The sequence below is a fragment of the Chitinibacter sp. S2-10 genome, from assembly GCF_046530675.1.
In the GTDB taxonomy this organism is placed as follows: domain Bacteria; phylum Pseudomonadota; class Gammaproteobacteria; order Burkholderiales; family Chitinibacteraceae; genus Chitinibacter.
In genome coordinates this window covers 1,794,959-1,815,709 of the sequence record NZ_CP172558.1, presented here as the reverse complement: position 1 = coordinate 1,815,709, position 20,751 = coordinate 1,794,959, and the positions used below count along the sequence as shown (strand labels likewise).

Annotated in this window: 24 protein-coding genes and 1 other RNA gene; 9 read left to right on the top strand and 16 right to left on the bottom strand. The window is 53.3% G+C overall.

What is annotated here, in order from left to right:
• Window positions 1–23: 23 nt before the first annotated feature.
• From folP to rlmE, 3 genes are all read right to left on the bottom strand, one after another.
• A complete protein-coding gene (folP, locus tag ACG2XO_RS08635) occupies window positions 24–851 on the bottom strand; it encodes a dihydropteroate synthase (RefSeq protein WP_410497583.1) in 828 nt (275 codons plus the stop codon).
• A gap of 59 nt (window positions 852–910) precedes the next feature.
• The gene (gene ftsH, locus ACG2XO_RS08630) at window positions 911–2,824 is read right to left on the bottom strand and encodes an ATP-dependent zinc metalloprotease FtsH (RefSeq protein ID WP_410497581.1); all 1,914 of its coding nucleotides are present in this window, start codon (window positions 2,822–2,824) and stop codon (window positions 911–913) included.
• A gap of 66 nt (window positions 2,825–2,890) precedes the next feature.
• Window positions 2,891–3,514, bottom strand: a complete 624-nt coding sequence (gene rlmE / locus ACG2XO_RS08625) for a 23S rRNA (uridine(2552)-2'-O)-methyltransferase RlmE (RefSeq protein WP_410500244.1) — start codon at window positions 3,512–3,514, stop codon at window positions 2,891–2,893.
• A 45-nt stretch (window positions 3,515–3,559) separates the two neighbouring features.
• On the opposite strand from rlmE, the gene yhbY reads away from it, so the two are divergent.
• The gene (gene yhbY / locus ACG2XO_RS08620; protein WP_410497580.1) at window positions 3,560–3,877 is read left to right on the top strand and encodes a ribosome assembly RNA-binding protein YhbY; all 318 of its coding nucleotides are present in this window, start codon (window positions 3,560–3,562) and stop codon (window positions 3,875–3,877) included.
• Window positions 3,878–3,930: 53 nt separating this feature from the next.
• Here the strand turns inward: yhbY and ACG2XO_RS08615 are convergent, their stop codons facing one another.
• The 4 genes from ACG2XO_RS08615 to carA form a co-directional block, all read right to left on the bottom strand.
• Window positions 3,931–4,410, bottom strand: coding sequence for a DUF4149 domain-containing protein (locus tag ACG2XO_RS08615; protein WP_410497579.1), 480 nt, complete (start codon window positions 4,408–4,410; stop codon window positions 3,931–3,933).
• A gap of 13 nt (window positions 4,411–4,423) precedes the next feature.
• Window positions 4,424–4,906 (bottom strand): transcription elongation factor GreA, encoded by a 483-nt coding sequence (gene greA / locus ACG2XO_RS08610; RefSeq protein WP_410497577.1) that lies wholly within the window; start codon window positions 4,904–4,906, stop codon window positions 4,424–4,426.
• Window positions 4,907–5,008: 102 nt separating this feature from the next.
• The gene (gene carB, locus ACG2XO_RS08605; protein ID WP_410497576.1) at window positions 5,009–8,242 is read right to left on the bottom strand and encodes a carbamoyl-phosphate synthase large subunit; all 3,234 of its coding nucleotides are present in this window, start codon (window positions 8,240–8,242) and stop codon (window positions 5,009–5,011) included.
• Window positions 8,243–8,254: 12 nt separating this feature from the next.
• On the bottom strand, window positions 8,255–9,394 hold the full coding sequence (carA, locus tag ACG2XO_RS08600) for a glutamine-hydrolyzing carbamoyl-phosphate synthase small subunit (RefSeq protein WP_410497574.1): 1,140 nt from the start codon (window positions 9,392–9,394) through the stop codon (window positions 8,255–8,257).
• A gap of 343 nt (window positions 9,395–9,737) precedes the next feature.
• Here carA and ACG2XO_RS08595 point away from each other — a divergent pair, with 343 nt between their 5' ends.
• Window positions 9,738–10,763 carry an FIST C-terminal domain-containing protein gene (locus ACG2XO_RS08595; RefSeq protein WP_410497572.1) on the top strand — a complete coding sequence of 342 codons (1,026 nt, stop codon included), beginning with the start codon at window positions 9,738–9,740 and terminating at the stop codon, window positions 10,761–10,763.
• An 8-nt stretch (window positions 10,764–10,771) separates the two neighbouring features.
• Window positions 10,772–11,206, top strand: coding sequence for a DUF1841 family protein (locus ACG2XO_RS08590; RefSeq protein WP_410497571.1), 435 nt, complete (start codon window positions 10,772–10,774; stop codon window positions 11,204–11,206).
• 63 nt (window positions 11,207–11,269) lie between these two features.
• Here ACG2XO_RS08590 and ACG2XO_RS08585 read toward each other — a convergent pair whose 3' ends face one another.
• The 3 genes from ACG2XO_RS08585 to cyaY are packed head-to-tail and all read right to left on the bottom strand — an operon-like array spanning window position 11,270 to window position 13,482.
• Complete coding sequence (locus ACG2XO_RS08585) at window positions 11,270–12,709, bottom strand: M48 family metalloprotease (RefSeq protein WP_410497569.1); 1,440 nt, start codon at window positions 12,707–12,709, stop codon at window positions 11,270–11,272.
• Window positions 12,710–12,744: 35 nt separating this feature from the next.
• Entirely contained in the window at window positions 12,745–13,152 is a 408-nt protein-coding gene (locus tag ACG2XO_RS08580; protein WP_410497568.1) for a YqaA family protein, read from the bottom strand.
• Window positions 13,153–13,164: 12 nt separating this feature from the next.
• Window positions 13,165–13,482, bottom strand: coding sequence for an iron donor protein CyaY (cyaY, locus tag ACG2XO_RS08575; RefSeq protein ID WP_410497567.1), 318 nt, complete (start codon window positions 13,480–13,482; stop codon window positions 13,165–13,167).
• A 14-nt stretch (window positions 13,483–13,496) separates the two neighbouring features.
• Between cyaY and lptM the strand changes: the two genes are divergently transcribed.
• Entirely contained in the window at window positions 13,497–13,712 is a 216-nt protein-coding gene (lptM, locus tag ACG2XO_RS08570; protein WP_410497566.1) for an LPS translocon maturation chaperone LptM, read from the top strand.
• Between the two features lie 28 nt (window positions 13,713–13,740).
• Here the strand turns inward: lptM and ACG2XO_RS08565 are convergent, their stop codons facing one another.
• The 5 genes from ACG2XO_RS08565 to ACG2XO_RS08545 all read right to left on the bottom strand — a co-directional run bounded on the left by ACG2XO_RS08565 (window position 13,741) and on the right by ACG2XO_RS08545 (window position 17,022).
• The gene (locus ACG2XO_RS08565; RefSeq protein ID WP_410497565.1) at window positions 13,741–14,394 is read right to left on the bottom strand and encodes a Crp/Fnr family transcriptional regulator; all 654 of its coding nucleotides are present in this window, start codon (window positions 14,392–14,394) and stop codon (window positions 13,741–13,743) included.
• Between the two features lie 30 nt (window positions 14,395–14,424).
• Entirely contained in the window at window positions 14,425–15,078 is a 654-nt protein-coding gene (locus tag ACG2XO_RS08560; protein WP_410497564.1) for a Crp/Fnr family transcriptional regulator, read from the bottom strand.
• 20 nt (window positions 15,079–15,098) lie between these two features.
• Window positions 15,099–15,449, bottom strand: a complete 351-nt coding sequence (locus ACG2XO_RS08555; protein WP_410497563.1) for a hypothetical protein — start codon at window positions 15,447–15,449, stop codon at window positions 15,099–15,101.
• 101 nt (window positions 15,450–15,550) lie between these two features.
• Complete coding sequence (locus ACG2XO_RS08550; protein WP_410497562.1) at window positions 15,551–16,486, bottom strand: Tim44 domain-containing protein; 936 nt, start codon at window positions 16,484–16,486, stop codon at window positions 15,551–15,553.
• Window positions 16,487–16,662: 176 nt separating this feature from the next.
• Window positions 16,663–17,022 (bottom strand): dihydroneopterin aldolase, encoded by a 360-nt coding sequence (locus tag ACG2XO_RS08545; RefSeq protein WP_410497561.1) that lies wholly within the window; start codon window positions 17,020–17,022, stop codon window positions 16,663–16,665.
• 90 nt (window positions 17,023–17,112) lie between these two features.
• On the opposite strand from ACG2XO_RS08545, the gene plsY reads away from it, so the two are divergent.
• Entirely contained in the window at window positions 17,113–17,730 is a 618-nt protein-coding gene (gene plsY / locus ACG2XO_RS08540) for a glycerol-3-phosphate 1-O-acyltransferase PlsY (RefSeq protein WP_410497560.1), read from the top strand.
• A gap of 120 nt (window positions 17,731–17,850) precedes the next feature.
• Here the strand turns inward: plsY and smpB are convergent, their stop codons facing one another.
• On the bottom strand, window positions 17,851–18,309 hold the full coding sequence (smpB, locus tag ACG2XO_RS08535; RefSeq protein WP_410497559.1) for an SsrA-binding protein SmpB: 459 nt from the start codon (window positions 18,307–18,309) through the stop codon (window positions 17,851–17,853).
• 104 nt (window positions 18,310–18,413) lie between these two features.
• On the opposite strand from smpB, the gene ACG2XO_RS08530 reads away from it, so the two are divergent.
• The 4 genes from ACG2XO_RS08530 (at window position 18,414) to ACG2XO_RS08515 (ending at window position 20,742) form a co-directional block, all read left to right on the top strand.
• Complete coding sequence (locus ACG2XO_RS08530) at window positions 18,414–19,385, top strand: asparaginase (RefSeq protein ID WP_410497558.1); 972 nt, start codon at window positions 18,414–18,416, stop codon at window positions 19,383–19,385.
• Between the two features lie 76 nt (window positions 19,386–19,461).
• Window positions 19,462–19,559, top strand: an RNA gene (gene ffs / locus ACG2XO_RS08525) — signal recognition particle sRNA small type.
• Between the two features lie 304 nt (window positions 19,560–19,863).
• Window positions 19,864–20,430 (top strand): septation protein A, encoded by a 567-nt coding sequence (locus tag ACG2XO_RS08520; RefSeq protein WP_410497557.1) that lies wholly within the window; start codon window positions 19,864–19,866, stop codon window positions 20,428–20,430.
• Between the two features lie 9 nt (window positions 20,431–20,439).
• Complete coding sequence (locus ACG2XO_RS08515; RefSeq protein ID WP_410497556.1) at window positions 20,440–20,742, top strand: YciI family protein; 303 nt, start codon at window positions 20,440–20,442, stop codon at window positions 20,740–20,742.
• Window positions 20,743–20,751: the final 9 nt, after the last annotated feature.

Genomic DNA, 20,751 nt, shown 5'->3' with positions numbered 1-20,751 from the left:
CTTAACCCTTTTAAAAGTGCGGCTTATTTTAACCCGTGCCAAACCTTTAACGCATCCAATGTATCCCTTACGTCGTGCACACGCACAATTGCAGCACCGGCTTGAGCCGCCAAGACTGCTGCCGTCACGCTAGCGACCATTCTGTCACCCACTTCGCGCCCGGTCAGCTCGCCGAGCATGCGCTTGCGTGAAACACCAACCAGCAACGGAAAATCCAATTCTTGCTGCATCGCCGACAAAGAACGAAACAAAGCACGGTTATGCAGCAGCGTTTTGCCAAAACCAAAACCCGGGTCAAGAACGATACGCTCACGTTCAATCGCCGCATTGATCACCACTTGCGAACGTACTTTCAAATACTGAGTCACCTCGGCAACGACATCATGATAAAACGGCTCGGTCTGCATCGTTTGTGGATTGCCCTGCTTATGCATCAGGCAAACCCCGGCCTGGCTCTGTTGCAACGCCTCAATCGCACCAGGCGCTTCCAGACCGGCAATATCATTGATCAGGTCAACACCCGCTTTGAGCGCCGCGATCATCACTTCGCTTTTGCAGGTATCAATCGAAATCGGGATATCCAACTGAACTGCGGCCTCAATCACCGGCATCACACGGGCCAGCTCTTCATCGACCGACACAGCCGCAGCACCGGGCCGCGTTGACTCCCCACCAATATCAATGATGTCTGCGCCGTCTTTATGCAGTTGTTCGATGCGCTGCAAAGCAGCGGTGAGCGAATTGTAACGCCCGCCATCTGAAAACGAATCCGGCGTGATATTGACGATTCCCATCACCAGAGGTCGCTCTAACGCCAGCCGGTAGCGGCCACAAGCAACTATATGATTCATTCTGCCCTGCCTCTAAATGACAAAGGCGGCTTGCGCCGCCTTTACTGACATCAAACTCTTTAAACTTCTGCTGCCGGTGCTGCCGGCGCTTCAGCACCGCCCGTTGGTGTATCGCTTTCTGGCGGCGCAACTTTGCGAACTGGCGGCAATTCTTTCGGCGGACGTGGTGGACGCCCCTCCATGATGTCGAGCACCTGCTCCCTATCAATCGTTTCCCAATCCATCAGAGCGGTGGTCATGGCTTCAACCTTGTCACGGTTCTCGCTCAGAATTTTGACCGCCAGCGCATATTGTTCATCGATAATCCGGCGAATTTCGGAATCAACTTGTTGCATGGTCGACTCAGAAACATTCTTGTGTGTCGTCACCGAGCGCCCTAGGAAAACTTCACCGTCATTTTCGGCGTAAACCATAGGCCCCATTTTCTCGGTCATACCATAACGAGTCACCATATCACGCGCCATTGCAGTTGCACGCTCAAAGTCATTCGATGCACCGGTAGAAATGCGGTTGATAAACAGATCTTCTGCAACACGGCCACCAAACAAAATCGCCAATTCGTTCAGCATTTGATCTTTGTAATGCGAGAAACGGTCACGCTCTGGCAACTGCCAAGTCAGACCCAAGGCACGGCCACGCGGCATAATCGTGACTTTATGCACCGGATCAGTACCTTCGAGCATTTCAGCCACCACAGCGTGACCTGACTCGTGATACGCCGTAGCACGACGCTCATCTTCAGTCATCACCATGCTGCGGCGCTCTGGCCCCATATAGATCTTGTCTTTCGCTGACTCGAAATCTGCCATATCGACCAGACGCTTGTTACGGCGAGCAGCAAACAAAGCCGCTTCATTGACCAGATTGGCCAGATCGGCACCCGACATACCTGGCGTGCCGCGAGCCAAAACGGAAGCATCGACGTCATTGGCAATTGGCACTTTGCGCATATGGACGCCCAGAATTTGCTCACGACCGCGAATATCCGGCAGAGACACCACCACTTGACGGTCGAATCGACCCGGACGCATCAGCGCAGGGTCGAGTACGTCTGGGCGGTTAGTCGCAGCAATCACGATAATGCCCGAATTGCCTTCAAAGCCATCCATTTCAACCAGCATCTGGTTCAGGGTTTGCTCGCGCTCGTCGTTACCGCCGCCCATACCTGCGCCACGTTGACGACCTACTGCGTCGATCTCGTCGATAAAAATAATGCAAGGTGCGTTTTTCTTGGCGTTCTCGAACATATCGCGAACACGCGCAGCACCGACACCGACAAACATTTCGACGAAGTCGGAACCGGAAATCGAGAAAAACGGCACTTTGGCTTCACCGGCAATCGCTTTGGCCAGCAGAGTTTTACCCGTACCGGGCGAGCCGACCATCAAAATACCACGTGGCATGCGGCCACCCAGACTCTGGTATTTGCTTGGATCGCGCAGGTAATCGACGATTTCGGATACTTCTTCTTTTGCTTCATCGCAACCGGCAACGTCGGCAAAAGTGACTGCGTTATTACTCTCGTCGAGCATTTTGGCTTTGGATTTGCCAAATGAGAACGCGCCACCTTTCCCGCCGCCCTGCATCTGGCGCATAAAGAAAATCCAGACGCCGATCAACAACAACATCGGGAACCAGTTGATCAGGATATTCATCAACAGGCTAGGTTCTTCTTCCGGTTTGGCGGCGAATTTGACGTTGTGCTTGATCAGCGTATCGACCATGCGGAAGTCAAACGGCGCCAAAGTCGCGTAATTGCTGCCATCGGACTTTTTGCCGCGTATCCATTGACCGCGCAATGGGCTACCTTCGATCTCGGCGCTCGCAATCCGGCCTTGCTCGACTTCAACCATGAATTGCGAATAAGGGATTTGAGTCGAAGTATCCTGATGCTTCGAAAACTGGTTGAAAATGGTCATCAGTACCAGACCGACGATTAACCAAATGGCGATATTCTTGCCGAGATTGTTCACGGCTTTACTCCTGTTTGTCCCAAATTCGGGAATGACAAAACTATTTTACTCGGATCGAGCAATTGCTTAAGCCTTTTTTTGCTTACCCAAAAGGTAGATTTCCGAGCTGCGATCACGTGAGGCTTTAGGTTTTCGAGAGACTACACTGGCAAAAGTTTCACGCATTGCCGACATATATTCGGGAAATCCGGCGCCCTGAAACACCTTGACCAGAAAATGACCACCGGGTTTAAGCTGCTCGCGAGCAAATTCAAGCGCTAATTCGCATAAATACATGCTGCGCGCCTGATCAGTCACAGCTGTACCGGTAATATTGGGTGCCATATCGCAGATTACAAGATCCACTTGTCTGCCACCAAGCAGCGCATTGAATTTATTCAATACTTCTTCTTCACGAAAATCACCCTGCACAAATTCGACGCCACGCACCGGATCCATTTCAAGAATATCGAGCGCAAAAACCCGGCCACTCGGCCCCACTTTGGGCATGGCCACCTGACACCAGCTGCCTGGCGCTGCGCCCAAATCGGCGACCCACATTCCGGGCTTGATCAACTTGTCTTTTTCGTCGATTTCGAGCAGCTTGTATGCGGCACGGGCGCGATAACCGTCTTTCTTGGCCATATGCACATAATGGTCGTTGACGTGCTCGCGCAACCAAACGTTACTGGAATTAGAACGAGCCATCAGTTAAACTACCCTGTTAGTTATAAAGATTTTCAAGGATTTGCACCTATGTTAGAACTTACCCCGGATCAATGCCGTCATTTGCGTAGTCTGGCGCATCACCTTAATCCGGTGGTTATGATTGGGAATAATGGCCTGACCGACGCAGTGATGCGTGAAATTGCCGTTAATCTGGATGCTCATGAATTGATCAAAATCCGCGTTCTGGGCGACGACCGCGAAGCACGCGCCCAGTTCATGAAGCAAATTTGTGCCGATCTGGGCGCTGCGCCAGTGCAGATGCTGGGCAAATTGCTACTGATTTACCGCCCTAGCAATACCGAAAAACCCAAAATCATGCTGCCAAAGAAGAAAAAAGCGGCTTAAACACAAAAATTTAAGTCTTGCACAGGGCGCTTTAGCGCCCTTTTTCATGTCTTTCAATCATGCTGCCAGATATAAAGCAGGCCGAATACGCTTTGCAATAAATAAATCAGGCTTGAAATCGTGTGCCACTGCGCCAGGCCGCCACCAAACATCCCTTCGGCCGCCGTACTCACTGCAGGTTTGATTCCGGCGATAATTGGGAAAATCGCAAATTGGTTAATCAGCGTACAGAGCAGCATGCCAATCACCAGCCAGAGTTTGCCGCCCTTGAATGCCCGCGCGCCCTCGACCCAGAGCCACCAGATCATCAGATAGATTCCGGCAACAATGCCGATCCAGCCTATGGCGTGAAACAACTTCCCCGCCACCATGCCAGCAGTCCGGTTATCCAGCGACTGAAATAGGATGGGCGCAACCACCACACCGATGATCCACATGCCACCGACCCACAGCGTGGTCAGCAGACTTTTCAAACCATTACCCATATGATGTATTGAGCCATGAGCCACAGCCAATTTAGGCTGCAGCCACATACCCCATCTCCATTTAGATATATTTAACTTCCAGAACTTCATACTCGCGCAGCCCGCCCGGTGCCTGCACGTCGGCGATATCACCTTCGTACTTGCCGATCAAAGCGCGGGCAATCGGGCTTGAAACCGAGATCTTGCCCAGTTTGATATCGGCTTCGTCGTCGCCAACGATCTGATAAGTGACTTCAGCCTCGCTATCCAGATCCTGCAAAACGACGGTGGCAGCAAAAACAATCCGCCCTTCCGCTGTTTCTGCCATTTCTTTCGGGTCGATAATCTGGCTATTGCCCAATTTGCTTTCGAGTTCAGCGATACGGCCTTCAACAAAACCCTGCTTTTCTTTGGCGGCATCATATTCTGCATTTTCCGACAAATCGCCGTGACTGCGCGCTTCGGCAATGGCTGCAATCACCGCAGGACGCTCGACACTTTTCAGATTTGCCAACTCGGCTTTGAGCAACTCTGCGCCGACAACGGTCAATGGAACTTTAATCATTTTATTCTCCCGACCTCACCCCGAGGCCGCTAAAAACAAGAGCCGCCACCCCACTGGGGTGACGGCTTTATTAAATTTACTTAATTAACAGTAAAATATCAGTTATTGACTTGCTGATGCAAGGACTTGTTGATGCAGCGTTTGCAGATCGTAAACGTTCAACTCTTTCATATCGCGCAGACCGACGCACGCCGCTTTCGCGCCGGCAATTGTCGTAAACACCGGCAGTTTGGCTTTCAGTGCTTCGTGACGGATCGAGTAACTGTCCTGAATCGCCTGACGACGCTCGTCGACGGTATTGAAAATCATACCGATTTCACCGTTGACGATCATGTCGACGATATGCGGACGACCTTCGGTGACTTTATTCACCGCAGTCACCGCAACGCCTGCCGCTTCAATCGCTGAGGCTGTGCCTTTGGTCGCCAGCACTTTAAAGCCCAACCCCGTCAGCACTTGCGCGCATTCTACCGCTTGCGCCTTGTCGCCTTCACGAACCGAAATAAACACATTGCCGTGCGCTGGCAAGACAACGCCTGCGGCCAGCTGTGATTTAACAAACGCTTCAGCAAATGACACGCCAACGCCCATCACTTCGCCGGTTGATTTCATTTCTGGACCGAGAATCGAATCCACACCAGGGAATTTGGCGAACGGGAAGACCGCTTCTTTCACCGAGTAGTACGGTGGAATCACTTCAGTCGTCACGCCTTGCTGCACCAGCGTCTGGCCAACCATGCAACGCGCAGCGACTTTGGCCAATGGCACGCTCGTGGCTTTCGACACATACGGCACAGTACGTGAAGCGCGCGGATTCACTTCCAGTACGAACACTTTGGCATCGCTACCCTTGCCTTGAATCGCAAACTGCACGTTCATCAAACCAACGACGTTCAGGCCTTTGGCCATCAACACGGTCTGGCGACGCAATTCGTCTTGCAGATCTTTGCTCAATGAATACGGTGGCAATGAACACGCCGAGTCACCCGAGTGAACACCAGCCTGCTCGATGTGCTCCATAATGCCACCGATGATCACATCGGTGCCATCCGAAATCGCATCCACATCCACTTCAATCGCGTCATTCAGGAAACGATCGAGCAATACAGGCGAGTCATTCGACACTTTGACCGCTTCGCGCATATAACGCTCAAGGTCTTTGTCCGAATGAACGATTTCCATCGCACGACCACCGAGTACATACGATGGACGAACGACCAGTGGATAACCCAACTCACGCGCCAGGTGCAGAGCATCCTGTTCGTTACGCGCAGTCGCGTTTGGCGGCTGACGCAGGTTCAGGTCTTGCAGCAACTTCTGGAAGCGCTCACGATCTTCAGCAGCGTCAATCATGTCTGGCGTCGTACCGATAATCGGCACACCGTTGGCTTCCAGCGCGCGCGCCAGTTTCAATGGCGTTTGGCCACCGTACTGAACGATGACGCCGATTGGTTTTTCAATCGCCACGATTTCCAGCACGTCTTCGAGCGTCAATGGCTCGAAGTACAGACGGTCTGACGTGTCGTAGTCGGTCGAAACGGTTTCCGGGTTGCAGTTGACCATGATGGTTTCGTAACCATCATCGCGCAGCGCCATCGCCGCATGAACGCAGCAATAGTCAAACTCGATACCCTGACCAATCCGGTTCGGGCCACCGCCGAGAATCATCACTTTCTTTTTCGAAGTCGGCGCGGCTTCGCACTCTTCTTCATACGTCGAATACATATAGGCAGTATTGCTCGCAAACTCAGCTGCGCAGGTGTCTACACGCTTATACACCGGGCGAACATTCAAAGCATGACGCGCCTTGCGCACCGCATTCTGATCGCAGCCGAGCAAAGTACCCAGACGACGATCCGAGAAGCCTTTGCGCTTGAGCTTGCGGAATTCTTCTTTGCTCAGGCTATCAACGCTACGGCCACGCAGTGCCGCTTCATCGTTCAGAATGTCTTCGATCAGCACCAGGAACCATGGATCGATCTTGGAAATATTGTGAATTTCGTCGCGGCTCAGGCCAACACGGAATGCGTCGGCAACGTACCACAGGCGTTCCGGACCTGGCGTTGCGATTTCCGACTCGATCACGGCGCGATCGGTGCAGATTTCATCAAAGCCCGACATGCCGGTTTCGAGACCGCGCAAAGCTTTTTGCAATGATTCCTGCTGTGTGCGGCCAATGGCCATCACTTCACCCACCGACTTCATTTGTGTCGTCAGGCGGTCATTCGCTTGCGGGAATTTTTCGAAAGCAAAACGCGGGATCTTGGTCACAACGTAGTCGATTGAAGGCTCGAACGACGCAGGCGTTTTACCGCCAGTGATTTCGTTTTTCAGCTCATCGAGCGTGTAACCGCAAGCCAGTTTGGCGGCGATTTTCGCAATTGGGAAACCAGTGGCTTTCGATGCCAAAGCAGATGAACGCGACACACGCGGGTTCATTTCGATAACGATCAGACGACCGTCTTTCGGGTTCACCGAAAACTGAACGTTCGAGCCACCCGTATCAACCCCGATCTCGCGCAAAACGGCAATCGATGCGTTACGCATGATTTGATATTCTTTATCGGTCAGCGTTTGCGCTGGAGCTACGGTGATCGAGTCGCCGGTATGCACGCCCATCGGATCCAGATTTTCAATCGAGCAGACGATAATGCAGTTGTCGTTGCGGTCGCGAACGACTTCCATTTCGTATTCTTTCCAGCCGAGCAGCGACTCTTCAATCAGCAACTCGTTGGTCGGTGACAGATCAAGACCACGGGTACAGATCTCGATAAATTCCTGCATATTGTAGGCAATACCACCACCCGAACCGCCCATCGTGAACGACGGACGAATAATCGTCGGGAAGCCCACTTGCGCCTGCACCGCCAGCGCATCTTCGAGGCTGTGCGCGATACCGGAACGCGCCGAACCCAGGCCGATTTTGTCCATCGCCGCTTTGAATTTCTGACGATCTTCCGCTTTATCAATCGCTTCCGGCGTCGCGCCAATCAGCTCGACTTTATATTTGTCGAGTACACCATTGCGCCACAGATCGAGCGCGCAATTCAGTGCGGTCTGGCCACCCATCGTGGGCAGGATCGCGTCCGGACGCTCTTTGGCGATGATTTTTTCAACCACTTGCCAGGTAATCGGCTCGATATAAGTCACATCGGCCATATTCGGGTCGGTCATGATGGTCGCAGGGTTGCTGTTCACCAGAATGACTTTGTAACCCTCTTCGCGCAGCGCTTTACACGCTTGGGCGCCAGAGTAGTCAAATTCACACGCCTGGCCGATGACAATCGGGCCAGCGCCAATAATCAGGATGCTTTTTAAGTCGGTACGTTTAGGCACGCTGATAACCTCTCACTTGCGCTCAGACATGCTGGCGATAAATTTATCGAACAGATACGCCACATCGTGTGGGCCTGGGCTGGCTTCCGGGTGTCCCTGGAACGAGAACGCTGGCTTGTCGGTCAGCGCAATACCCTGCACCGTACCGTCAAACAGCGAACGATGCGTCACACGCACATTGGCCGGCAGACTGGTTTCGTCAACCTGGAAACCGTGATTCTGGCTGGTGATCATCACGTGCTTGCTATCGAGATCCTGCACCGGATGGTTGGCACCGTGGTGGCCGAATTTCATTTTGCTGGTTTTGCCGCCAGCAGCCAGACCGAGCAATTGGTGACCCAGACAGATACCGAAAATCGGTGTATTCGTCGCCAGCAACTCCTGAATCGCCTTGATTGCGTAATCGCATGGCTCAGGATCGCCAGGGCCGTTCGACAGGAATACGCCGTCCGGTTTGAGTGCCAATACGTCAGCCGCAGGCGTTTGCGCTGGCACGACGGTCAGTTTGCAGCCACGCTCGGCGAGCATGCGCAGGATGTTGTGCTTCACGCCGAAGTCGTACGCAACGACGTGAAACTTTGGATTGCTTTGCACCGTGTAGCCAACGCCGAGCTTCCACTCTGCCGTCGTCCATTCGAAAGACTTGTCGCAAGACACGACTTTGGCCAAGTCTTGACCCGCCATTGAGCCGAATGATTTGGCTTTTTCAACTGCGGCAGCAGCGTCGATCTTGTCGCCGGTGACGATGCAGCCAGGCTGCGCACCTTTCTCACGCAGAATGCGCGTCAGCTTGCGGGTATCAATGTCGGCAATCGCAACGACCTTGTTTTGCTTCAGATACTCGCCCAGACTCATCGTCGAGCGGAAGTTCGAATGCAGCAAAGGCAGATCGCGAATGATCAGGCCTTCGGCAAAAACGCCGCGACTTTCAGCGTCTTCGGCGTTGACGCCGTAGTTGCCGATATGCGGATAAGTCAAAGTCACAATCTGCTTGGTGTATGACGGGTCAGTCAGAATTTCTTGGTAACCGGTCATTGAAGTGTTGAAAACCACTTCACCAAGGGTTTCACCGTCTGCGCCGATGGAAATACCGTGGAACAGGGTGCCGTCGGCAAGTGCCAACAAGGCTGGAGTGGGGGCTGGTGTGGACACTGGCGGGCTCCAGGGCATTGCGCCCAATAAGTCAAAATCTGTGGGGTAGGCGTAGAAAAACGGGATTAGCTAAGCCAACCCCGTTTCGCGCATACAAAATTGGCCGAATTCTACCCCAAAAGCCCTTCTCCTTCAATGGCAAAGGCCGCACAAGTCAGGAACATCCCTGATATTTCAGCGAGTTTCCATTCCAAGCTGCCAACCACCTCAGCTTGTCAGCCTTTGTTTACTGAAGTTAAGTAATGGAATAAAAGTTTTCACGTAAGGCAAAGCCGCGCGGCAACTTTTGTCTTTCTACCCATTTGCTTCATAATCGCCGGATCACCAATCCGCGCTGTGCCCCATGAAACCCGCTAGCGGCTACGCTCACGGCTCCAAAGCCACCCCCCAGATTGCCATCGCAGCGCTCAACAGCGCCATGACGCGTGGTGAAATGACTCAAGCCGGAAGCGTCTTTCTGTTTTTATCGACGCATTTTCAACAAAACATCGATGAATGCCTCAATGCCGTCATGCAGCACTGTGGCAGTATCGACGTCATCGGCGCCAGTGCCGCTGGCGTTTTTACCGAACAGGACTGGTCACTCGACTCCCCCGCTGCCGCCGCACTGGTTCTGCCGCCCAATCACCCGCGCCCACAATCATCACAATCCCATCTGGTGCTCGCAGCGCCCAATGCGATCAATCAATTCTGGCTTAATGACGGTTCGACCAAATTTGGCGGGATCGCCGGCGATGCGACGGGCAAAGGCCAGTACGCACTTTGGCAAGCCGGGCAGCAACGAGTCAGCTTCACCCAGACCCCGCTCAGCGCCCGAGCATTAATCGTTTCCGACGGAATCAAAATACTCAGCCCCGACTACACCATCACCGCCAGCTCGAATTTGCACCTGACAACACTCGATCACTGCGCCGCACTCGACACCCTGACCCCTTATTTACAGCAATATCAGCAGGAAAGTCTGCTGGCTCGAATCAGCAATGAAAAACAAACCGTCTGGGTGCCGCTGATTGCTTGCGACGCCAAGCACGGCAGCGTCATGCTGGCGCATGAATTGCCACTGGGTGCGACGCTCAACTGGGGTTATTTTGATACTCAAGCCGCGAGCAAAGAATTAAGCGAGCAAATCGCCCAAGCTACCGGCGGACAAGCCCAACCGGGCTGGGGTCTGGTTTTTTCCAGTCATCGCCGCGTCATGGCTGGCAACGGCATTAGCGAGCCCGACTGGGAAGCAATACGCAAAGCTTTACCTGACATGCCCTTTGCCGGGTTTTACGGCAATGGCCAAATCATTCCGCCCACCGATACGCGCATCGACAAGCACAACCGCATCGCCGACAATAGCGTACTTCTGGCTTTATTTGATTGAGACCGACCATGCTGTTCAACCCGAGCCGCGATCAGGCCCGCCGTTTTTTTATCAATAGCTGGCAAAAACATCAGCAAGGGCTGCAACTGGCCGACCTGGAAGCCATCGTCATCGACGTGCTGATGGCACACCCCGAATATCACCAGTATCTGAGCGAAGATTATATCGACCGCGACTGGCCGCCCGAACACGGCGACACCAATCCTTTTCTGCATATCAGCCTGCACCTGGCGATTGCCGAACAACTCTCGATCGACCAGCCCGCCGGGGTACGCCAGCTCTATGCGCAATTACATACGCAACATGGTGACGCGCACAAAGCGCTACACGATATGCTCGAATGTCTGGGTGAAATGATCTGGCAGGCACAACGCAATAACACCGCGCCCGATCCGAATATCTACCTCGACGGTCTGCGCGCACGCATCAAACTCAGCCGCTAAGCAACAAGGGTATACAACTGCAGGCCATACAAATAAAAGCCCGCAATCAAATACCCCTACTATTTACTTTGAATCGGCCTTGGTCATCGCTTGAATTTCGCGGATTCGCGCTTCAATCCCCGATTGCAAATGAAAATCCTCATTCGGCTGGCGTAGCGCCAGATTGAACTGCTCCAGCGCCGAGGTGTATTCTTTCAGCCGCGCATAATATTCACCCTGCATCTGATACTGCAGCATCGGTTTACCCTGCTTGGCGTACAGTTTGGCAGCGCGCTGATAGAGCTGAGCATCGCTGGCGTACAACATTAATGCGTCGTCAATTTCGTCCTTGGCCTCGGCGTAGGCACCGGCTGCAATTTGCGCATCGATCAGGCCATAAATCAGCGCACGGCTGGCCGGAAAACGTCGGCTGGCGTCAGCCAGAATTTGCAATGCCTCGCTATTGCGCGCCTGCGCCAGCCGGATATTGCCTGCCAGAAACTCCAGCGCCGGGTGCGACGCCTTGTTACCCAGGGATTCCCGGGCTTTTTGCACCGCAGCCCAAGCCGGCTCATATTCACGATTCAGGTAATACACCAGAGCCAGACCATAGCGTTGTGCGACTTCACTGGCGTAGCGTTTTTCGGCAATGGTTTTCTGGTAATAAATAACGCCCTCGAGCCCGCCCATTTGCAAGGCACGGCACTTTTCGCGAACAAACAGAAATTCAAGCGAGTCGGGAATCTGGCGATAGCTGCCAGAACCCAGCCGGTTTTGCGCGTCGGCAATCCGTTTCATCGTCACCGGATGCGTGCGCAAAAACTCGGGGGCATTGTTTTCGTAAAGACGATTGTAGTTTTGCAAACGCTCGAAAAAGACCGCCATCGCTGCCGGATCGTAGCCGGATTGCTGCAAGGTCTGCATGCCGATCCGATCGGCTTCCTGCTCGAATGAATAGGTAAAATCGAGCTGTCGCTGCACCGTGACGCCCATCGTCGCGGTCAAAGCGGCAGCGGCGGCATCACCGCGCCCGGCGCTACTGGCCAGAATCGCTGCAGCCACACCGGCCAGCCCCAGCCATGGACTCACCCGCATACTGTCAATCATCCGAGCCAGATGATTCTGGGTGACGTGGGCAATCTCGTGCGCAAGCACACTGGCAACTTCCGACTCATGCTGCGACTGAACAATCAGACCGGTATGCACGCCGATAAAACCGCCGGGAATCGCAAAGGCATTGACCGTTTTATCCAGTAGCGGAAAGAAAGTAAATTGCGGCTCGTTCACTTCAGCCGCATCAGCCAGCCGGTTTCCCATGGTCGCCAGAAATGCCATCACTTCGGGATCATCAACCAGTCCGCCGCTACGACGAATCTGGCGCATCGCACTCTCGCCGATTTCACGCTCTTCCTGCTTACTCAACCCCTGCTGTGAGACATCGCCCAGATCAGGCAATTTTTCGGCCAGCGCAGCCTGAGTGAGCAAAGCCATCGCCAAGGATGCAGCAACCATCTTGAACTTCATCATACCCCCAGCATGTATTAACTTGAATACTGCATCTAGATTAACACCCAGACAATTACCCCATAGCGGGCAATTTTTCCTGCACTTAAATACAGCACACTCGAAAACCACGGCCAGCGACAATATCCCGCCAGACCACACAGTGCATCACCCAACAGCGGTACCCAGGAAAATAACAAGCTGATCGGACCATATCGCTGCGCAGCTTGCAACCATTGGGCATGACGAGCCGAATCAGGCGCTCGCAACAGCTTTCGCCCCATGAATATTGTCAGCAAGCCGCCCAGAATATTGCCAATCGATACGACCAGCCAGGCCAGCAGCCACAACTGCGGCTGAAAATGCAATGCAGCGGCAAAAACCGCTTCCGAGTTGCCCGGCAGAATGGTCGCCGAAGTGAACGCCGATAGCCATATACCGGCCAGCCAGCTCAAAGTCGACATCGGATCAATGAATCAGACTGAAAAAGTAAATGGCGCGCCAGCCTGTGTGCTGATTGCCTGCGCCAGATCGGCAAAAAATTCGCCATCGCCACGGGTATTGATCCAGCTAGAACCCTGCAAACGATAGTGATAACCGCCCGATTTAGCGGCAATCCATAATTCCTGATTGGGCGTATGGCGGTTCACAATGACTTTGCTGCCATCGTCAAACTCGATTTCCAGCACATTGCCAGCGCGCAAAGAGTCAACATCAAAAGCAGCGTCGTCGAGTGCAATCTCGATTTGCGCAAAAATTGCATCGCTGAGGGTCAGAAATTCAGATTCGCTCATGCTCTTACCTTGCCATGTTAAACTGCAATTTTGCCACTGTTATCCAATTTATGCGTGCGCTGACTGTATTTATCTTCGTTGCCACCCTGCTGACCGCTTGCGGTTATAAAGGACCTTTGTACCTGCCGAAAAATGGCCCAGCGAAGCCAGCCAGCGCAGCGTCCGAAATCAGCACGCCAGCGGAACCACTGAGCAACGCGGCCTCTGCCCTCGAAAGCGACGCCCAATAAAAAAAGCGGCTCATCGCCGCTTTTTTTATCAAAACCGTTCGGGTAATTTTTGCAGGACAATGATCCGTTTGTTTTCCAGCCGGATATAGCCGCCAAAAACCAGTTCTTTCAAAATTCTGGCGATCATTTCGCGCGACGAACCAACCCGATCGGCAATTGCCTGTTGCGTGAGTGGCTGACTCACGATATCGACACCGTCCTCCTGCACCAGCATAGATTCGAACAAGGCGCGAACTCGGCCATAGACATCGAGCAAAGCCAGATTTTTCATCGTACTCGACAAATGGCGCACCATGGCCGCCAGATTCCGGATCACCAGATCCTTGACATGCGGCTCACGCTCCATGGCTTCGCAAAACTCCCGCTTGCCAAACACCAGAAAGGTTGAGTCTTCTTCGCACAAACAAGACCAGCCGCGCGGTTCATTATCGATCAGCGAAATCTCGCCAATCGCATCACCCGGCTCGACCAGTTTAAAAACAAATTCCTTGCCTTGATTATCACTGGTAAAACACCGTGCGCGACCGTCAATCATCACAAACATCGATTCGGCAGGATCACCCTCCCGAAAAACAAATGCCCCTTTGGGCATGCTGCGCTTTAAGCCAGTAGCCAGAATATATTCCAGCTGCTCGTCAGGAAAATCCTGAAACAGCGTGATCGTTTTTAGTAGTTCCAACATCTGCCATTCACCTTTACAAAACCAGCAGCATTAAAAATTTTCGGGTAGTTTTTTCAGAATCAGAATTCGCCGCCGCGCCGTTTCGACATAGCCACCGGCAACCAGTTCCTTCATGACCTTGGCAACCATTTCACGCGAAGCGCCGACCCGGTCGGCTAATGATTGCTGGGTCAGCAAATCGTCGATTAATCCACCCTCTGGCGTTTGAACGGCCAAAGCTTCAAATACCTTGCGAATTCGCCCGTACACGTCCTTGAGCGCCAGATCACTCACGGCATGAGTCAGACGAATAATATGACTCACGGCCTTGTTCAGCATCGCATCCTTGATTTCCGGGTGTCTGCCGAGCAAATCAAAAAATCCTTGCCGCGAAATAACCAGAAAAGAACAATCATCTTCGGCTTCAGCGCACACAACGCGCGCTTCATTGGCAAACAGCGCCAGATCGCCAAACGACGAGCCCGGTTCATACGCGCCATAAACAAACTCGCGTCCGGTATCATTACTGTGAAACAGACGAACACGACCCGAAACCAGAATCAGTAGCGATTCAGCCATTTCACCTTCACAAAAAATCGCAACACCTTTGCTGTAGTGACGCCGGGTAGCAATGTCCTCGATGTACTGCAATGTTTCGCAGGGCAATCCGGAGAATAACTCCACTTTAGAGAGAATGGATTGCATTGGATGGCTCCATTCACAGCTTAATTAGTTTTTAATTCGGAACTTTCAGACGCATTGGACTCGGCTGTCTCGCTGGCGGCAGCATCAGCTGGCAGCATGGCTGGCGGAGTAGGTAAATCGGGCGGCGGCGGCACGACTTCGATTTTTTTGCTCAGCATATATTCATTCATTTCTTTCCAGCCCTCAAACACATCGGCCTTGGCCGCACGAGGGTTGCGACGATAACAATCTTCCAGCGCCCGCCCGCTATGGCGACACGCTGCGCCAATGGCCTTGGCGTTGGTCTTGCCCTGATTCAGCTTGGAGGCCAATTGATCGCAGCCAGAAAACAGCAGGGGTAAAACCAGCAGGATCGGTTTAAGCGCTTTCACATGCACACCTTCGAACAAGAAATCAAGGTAAATTGTAAGACAAAAAACCCGTTAAGTCGTAACAACTTAACGGGCTTTGAAGAATTGCGACAGAGAACGGATTAGAGCTGCTGAATCCCTGCCAGCAGCCAGCGTGGGTCGCCCTGCATTGGGCGGACAAAGTGCCACATTTCCTTGAATGGCACTGCTGGCGCATTCAGGCTTTCGCTAACACGGCCGCTAAACTCAACGCTGGCGACCATGCGACCGCCTTCGTCCACGGCCTCGATGATTTGCAAATTCAGCTCGGGGAATTCGGCAACGTCCTGATTCTCGCCGATCTCATGCTTGAGCTGCTCGAACAAATCAGGCGTCATATAACGACGGATTTCTTCGGCCTGATCGGGCGAATTCAAAGCCTGAATGTGCAGGAAACTTGCCCGTGCCTGACGCAGAAAGGCCGCCGCTTCGGTGCCATCCGGCAAGCGGGTAATCGGCGTTGCTGGTGCGGAATACGCGCCGCCAGCCCCTTGTCCGATACGGAAGCCACCACTCAGATCATTCGGCGCAGACTGAAACGCCTGTGGCTGATAAGTCGGCTGTTGGGCTGGCTGCGAATTGGCCGGATTCATTGCCGGAACACCTGCATACGCATGGGGCTGTGCAAGCGGTTTGGTATTGCGACGGCGCAACAGCATAACGCCACCCGCGGTCAATGCCCCCAGGAGCAGCAAAGTACCCCAAGGAATACCGCTATCACCCTCGGCTGCACCTGAAGCATTATTGCCCAGCATATAACCGAGCAAACCACCCACTGCCAGGCCACCCAGTACGCCGCCCATCATGCCACCGATACCACTTTTCTTCTGCTGAACAGGCGCAGGAGCTGGGGCTTGATAAGGCTGTTGCGGCTGAGCCTGACGTTGCGGGGCGGGCTGCGCCTGACGCTGCATCCCGGCTGAACGGCCACCACCGACGCGCTTGGCTTCGGCAATGTGGCTAGTAAACAAGGTAGCGCTCATCAGCGCCACCATAAAAGTCTGACTAAAACGAGCCATGTAATGATTTCCTGTAATGAGGAGTCGACGGATGAATGCAGTATTAGTAGGGGCGGCGTGTGACAAGTTCAATCGATCTGCATAAATAAAATCCACCGCCGTTCACGCAGCAAGGGGTATAGCCAGCAAGATCAGGCATCAATTAATCCAGCGAGGCATACCCAGCAATGTATTATTTATCCACCGCGATGGCCGCGCTCTATCGTCACGCCGACCCGTCCCACATCCTTCAAAATATTAAGCTTGGTCACCGACACCTTGATCCACGGTGCGCCAAAATCATGCAGCAGAATATGTGCGATATGCTCGGCCAGCGCCTCGATCAGCAAGAAATGTTTTTCGGCCATCACCGCGCGCAAATGCGTCACGACTTTATCGTAATCAATCGTATCGACCAGATCGTCCGACACACAGGCACGCGCCGAAGGCAGACCGATTTCCAGATCGAGCTCGACGGCCTGCGACTGAGTGCGCTCCCAGTCATACCAGCCGATCACGGTTTCGGCACGGACTTGCTGCAAATAAATAATATCCATAACACCATCGCCCTTCCCGCGCACACGATGCTTTGAGCGTGTGGCGGATTGGCTTAGAATCGAAAGCTCACGATTGTAGTGGAATTCAGGATGAACCTCACCTTAGTAATTTTCATCATCGCCGCGTATCTCGTTGGTTCGCTGTCGTTTGCCGTGATTGTCAGCCGCGCCATGGGGCTGGCCGACCCGCGCAGCTATGGCTCGAACAATCCGGGTGCGACCAATGTGCTGCGCTCGGGCAATAAAAAAGCCGCCGCATTGACACTGCTCGGCGATGCGCTCAAAGGCTGGGTTGCAGTGTTTGCTGCACAGCAGCTCGCGCCGGTTTTCGGTCTTGGCGCAAATCCAATCTTCGATTACACCATCGCCGCCGTCGCGCTCGCGGTGACGATAGGCCATATGTGGCCGGTATTTTTCAGCTTCAAAGGCGGCAAAGGCGTTGCGACTGCTGCGGGGATTTTGCTCGCGCTCAATCTGTGGCTAGGCTTGGCGACACTGGGCATCTGGCTGTTTGTTGCCAAAGGGCTGAAAATTTCATCGCTATCGGCCATTTGTGCGGCCATTGCCGCGCCGTTTCTGTGCTGGTATTTCCTGCCTGTTCCGGCGTATATCGCCGCCGTCATCGCAATCAGTATTTTGCTGATCGTACGCCACAAGCAAAACATCATCGGCTTGCTCAGTGGTAAGGAAGGCAAGATCGGCCAGTAATGCTACTGCGAGCAGCGATGACTACGTTAAAACGCAACTCAAAACCCATAAAAAAACCGGGCGATTTAGCCCGGTTTTGCTTTTAAGAGCAATGCAGCAATGCAAGTTCTCAGTGGCGCTTCAGCTTGATTGCTTGGTGTGATCACGAACAATCCGCGCTTTATCACGTTGCCATTCGCGATCTTTCTCGGTCTGGCGTTTATCGTGTTGCTTTTTACCTTTGGCGACGCCGATTTCGAGCTTGATGTAGCCGCGCGTGAAATGCATATTTACTGGCACGATGGTGTAACCGGCTCGATCTACTTTGATCGCCAGCTTTTCGATTTCGCGCTGTTTGAGCAGCAATTTGCGCGTACGAACGACGTCGGGCAACACATGCGACGAGGCGTTGATCAGCGGCGAAATATGGCAGCCAAATAAATAGAAGTCGCCATTTTTATAAATCACGTACGCTTCTTTGAGCTGCACGCGACCGGCCCGGATCGATTTCACTTCCCAGCCTTCCAGAACAATGCCCGCTTCGAGCCGTTCTTCAATAAAATATTCGTGAAACGCCTTACGGTTGTCGGCGATGACCATGCCGTATCATCCTGTACTGCAAAAAAGAAGAATTCTATCATCACTCGCTGTGATTGACCGATGTTAGACATGCCAACATGAAGCAAATCGAAGGCGACACTCGCATGAAACGTATTTTCTGTCTGTATACCGGCGGCACGATTGCCTGCGTCGATAGCCCGAATGGGCTAATACCCTCACATGGTATTCTGCCAGAGCTGATTTCAAAACTGGTCTACAGCCATATACCCAAGGCAGAAATCACGCTACACGAATACGTTCAGCCGCTTGATTCATCGGCGATGACACCGCTTCACTGGCGGCAGATCGCCAGTGATATTGCCAGCCGGATCGATGATTACGACGGTTTTGTCGTGCTGCACGGCACCGACACAATGGCGTGGAGCGGCGCGGCGCTGCACTGGCAGCTGCATGGTTTGAGCAAGCCGGTGATCCTGACCGGCTCGCAAAGGCCATGGATCCATGACGGTAGTGATGCGCCAGCCAATATGTTGCTGGCACTCAGTACCGTCGTGCAAATGGCCGAACACGGTGAAGCCGGCGTCAAACTGGCTTTTGGCGGCGCAGTACTGCCTGCGCATTGCGTCAAGAAACTCGACGCCGACGCCGACGCCGCCTACCGAGCACCAAACTGCCCCCCCACCAGCAGCATCGGCAACGATTTTTCGAGCACGGACAATTTCGAGTTTCGTCCGCTCAATCCGGCGCTGGCCATTCTGGCGCTCAAGCTCTATCCCGGCTGCGAAGACGCGCTGGCACTGATGATCAAGTCGCAGCGCTGGGACGGTCTGGTTATCGAGAGCTATGGCAGCGGCAATCTGCCAAATCATGCCGGGTTGATCAATGCCTTGCTCGAGCAGGCCGAAAACGGCTGCGTCATCATTAATTGCACCCAGTGCATTGCCGGCGAAGTGCGGCAAGGATTGTATGCAGCAGGCAGCGCTTTTCAGCGTATGGGCGCCTGGCCTGCCGGCCGGCGAACGATAGAAGCGGCGACGAGCTGGCTGTACGCCAATCTGGGGCGAGCGCCAAACGCGGCTTTAGCGCTAGCGTGGCAGCGCGTCGCCGTGCTATAGTCACGCCCTGTTGTGATTTGAGTGTTTACTCAAGCCGCAACACCACGATTTTCCAGTATCCACTGGAAGCTTCGACGGCGGGTCTCCCCGCATAGCTAGAAGGTGAACCTGGTCAGGTCCGGAAGGAAGCAGCCACAGCTTTTGATGCTAGTGCCGGGGGTCGGGCTCGCCACCTCCCCCTGATTCAATCGCAAGACAAAGACTCATGCCGCACGATACATCGTGCAGGTATCCTTCTGTACGTCATACTTATTCTTGCCCCCAGACCAATACCCCTTGACTTCCCCGCTCCTCGCATAATCTTGCGCTACATCAAAGCGGCCTCTACCTCCAAAGTGCATTATACGTTTCGCAAGCTGATGCTTCGTGTATCTCCAGTGGTCTTGAGCGCCGATCTTTTGGTCGGCGTTTTTTTTCACCTTGTCTCTTGCCGCACCCGCCTGCATAATCGCGACACTGTATTCAGGTCATGCATGCAATGAAATTTCTATTTGATTTATTCCCCATCCTGCTGTTTTTTGGCGCCTACAGTTATACCCACGATATTTTCACCGCCACCGCCACCGCAATTGTCGCCACCTTTGCGCAAGTCATTTATAGCTGGGTGCGCCATCGCAAAGTCGACACGATGCTATGGATCAGTCTGGCCTTGATCACGGTGTTGGGCGGCGCAACGCTGGTCTTTCACAATAAAACCTTCATTCTGTGGAAACCGACTGCGCTGTACTGGATTTTTGCCATCGCCCTGCTTGGGATCTGGAAAGTCAAACAAATCAATCTGATTGAAAAATTGATGGGGGCCCAAATCGAGCTGCCAGCGGCCATCTGGACTCAGTTACTCGTGGCTTGGTCCGTATTTTTTACCCTGATGGGTTTCGTTAATCTCTTTGTCGCCTTCAACTTTAGCGAGGCTACTTGGGTCAATTTCAAACTATTCGGTTTCACCGCGCTGATGCTGTTGTTTGTGATCGTACAAAGCCTGTACCTGTCTAAACACATGCCACCGGAAAACGGTGAAAAAGCGGCCGACTCAGAATCCCCTTAAGGAAACCCCATGCCTTTGTATGCCATCATCGGAACCGATAAAGCTGATTCACTGGCCGAACGTCTGGCAGTTCGCCCGGCGCATTTGGCGCGAATGGAAGTTTTGAAAAATGAAGGCCGCCTGATTCTGGCGGGCCCGTTTCCAGCCATCGACAACGTCGATCCGGGTCCGGCTGGTTTTAGCGGCAGCCTGATCGTCGCCGAGTTTGACAACCTTTCAGCCGCGCAAAGCTGGGCCAGTGAAGACCCTTACACAACGAATGGCATTTTTACCGAAGTCATGGTAAAACCCTTCCGTCATGTTTTACCCTGAGAGTCTGCT

What these genes read in the sequence shown, in the direction of transcription:
- ACG2XO_RS08585 (WP_410497569.1), bottom strand. Translation starts at nt 12,709, where the DNA reads ATGAAGTTCAAGATGGTTGCTGCATCCTTGGCGATGGCTTTGCTCACT.
- plsY (WP_410497560.1), top strand. Translation starts at nt 17,113, where the DNA reads ATGAACCTCACCTTAGTAATTTTCATCATCGCCGCGTATCTCGTTGGT.
- ACG2XO_RS08590 (WP_410497571.1), top strand. Translation starts at nt 10,772, where the DNA reads ATGCTGTTCAACCCGAGCCGCGATCAGGCCCGCCGTTTTTTTATCAAT.
- cyaY (WP_410497567.1), bottom strand. Translation starts at nt 13,482, where the DNA reads ATGAGCGAATCTGAATTTCTGACCCTCAGCGATGCAATTTTTGCGCAA.
- ACG2XO_RS08580 (WP_410497568.1), bottom strand. Translation starts at nt 13,152, where the DNA reads ATGTCGACTTTGAGCTGGCTGGCCGGTATATGGCTATCGGCGTTCACT.
- greA (WP_410497577.1), bottom strand. Translation starts at nt 4,906, where the DNA reads ATGATTAAAGTTCCATTGACCGTTGTCGGCGCAGAGTTGCTCAAAGCC.
- ACG2XO_RS08520 (WP_410497557.1), top strand. Translation starts at nt 19,864, where the DNA reads ATGAAATTTCTATTTGATTTATTCCCCATCCTGCTGTTTTTTGGCGCC.
- ACG2XO_RS08565 (WP_410497565.1), bottom strand. Translation starts at nt 14,394, where the DNA reads ATGTTGGAACTACTAAAAACGATCACGCTGTTTCAGGATTTTCCTGAC.
- ACG2XO_RS08545 (WP_410497561.1), bottom strand. Translation starts at nt 17,022, where the DNA reads ATGGATATTATTTATTTGCAGCAAGTCCGTGCCGAAACCGTGATCGGC.
- ACG2XO_RS08530 (WP_410497558.1), top strand. Translation starts at nt 18,414, where the DNA reads ATGAAACGTATTTTCTGTCTGTATACCGGCGGCACGATTGCCTGCGTC.
- folP (WP_410497583.1), bottom strand. Translation starts at nt 851, where the DNA reads ATGAATCATATAGTTGCTTGTGGCCGCTACCGGCTGGCGTTAGAGCGA.
- ACG2XO_RS08550 (WP_410497562.1), bottom strand. Translation starts at nt 16,486, where the DNA reads ATGGCTCGTTTTAGTCAGACTTTTATGGTGGCGCTGATGAGCGCTACC.
- smpB (WP_410497559.1), bottom strand. Translation starts at nt 18,309, where the DNA reads ATGGTCATCGCCGACAACCGTAAGGCGTTTCACGAATATTTTATTGAA.
- ACG2XO_RS08515 (WP_410497556.1), top strand. Translation starts at nt 20,440, where the DNA reads ATGCCTTTGTATGCCATCATCGGAACCGATAAAGCTGATTCACTGGCC.
- ACG2XO_RS08560 (WP_410497564.1), bottom strand. Translation starts at nt 15,078, where the DNA reads ATGCAATCCATTCTCTCTAAAGTGGAGTTATTCTCCGGATTGCCCTGC.
- yhbY (WP_410497580.1), top strand. Translation starts at nt 3,560, where the DNA reads ATGTTAGAACTTACCCCGGATCAATGCCGTCATTTGCGTAGTCTGGCG.
- ACG2XO_RS08615 (WP_410497579.1), bottom strand. Translation starts at nt 4,410, where the DNA reads ATGTGGCTGCAGCCTAAATTGGCTGTGGCTCATGGCTCAATACATCAT.
- lptM (WP_410497566.1), top strand. Translation starts at nt 13,497, where the DNA reads ATGTTAAACTGCAATTTTGCCACTGTTATCCAATTTATGCGTGCGCTG.
- ACG2XO_RS08595 (WP_410497572.1), top strand. Translation starts at nt 9,738, where the DNA reads ATGAAACCCGCTAGCGGCTACGCTCACGGCTCCAAAGCCACCCCCCAG.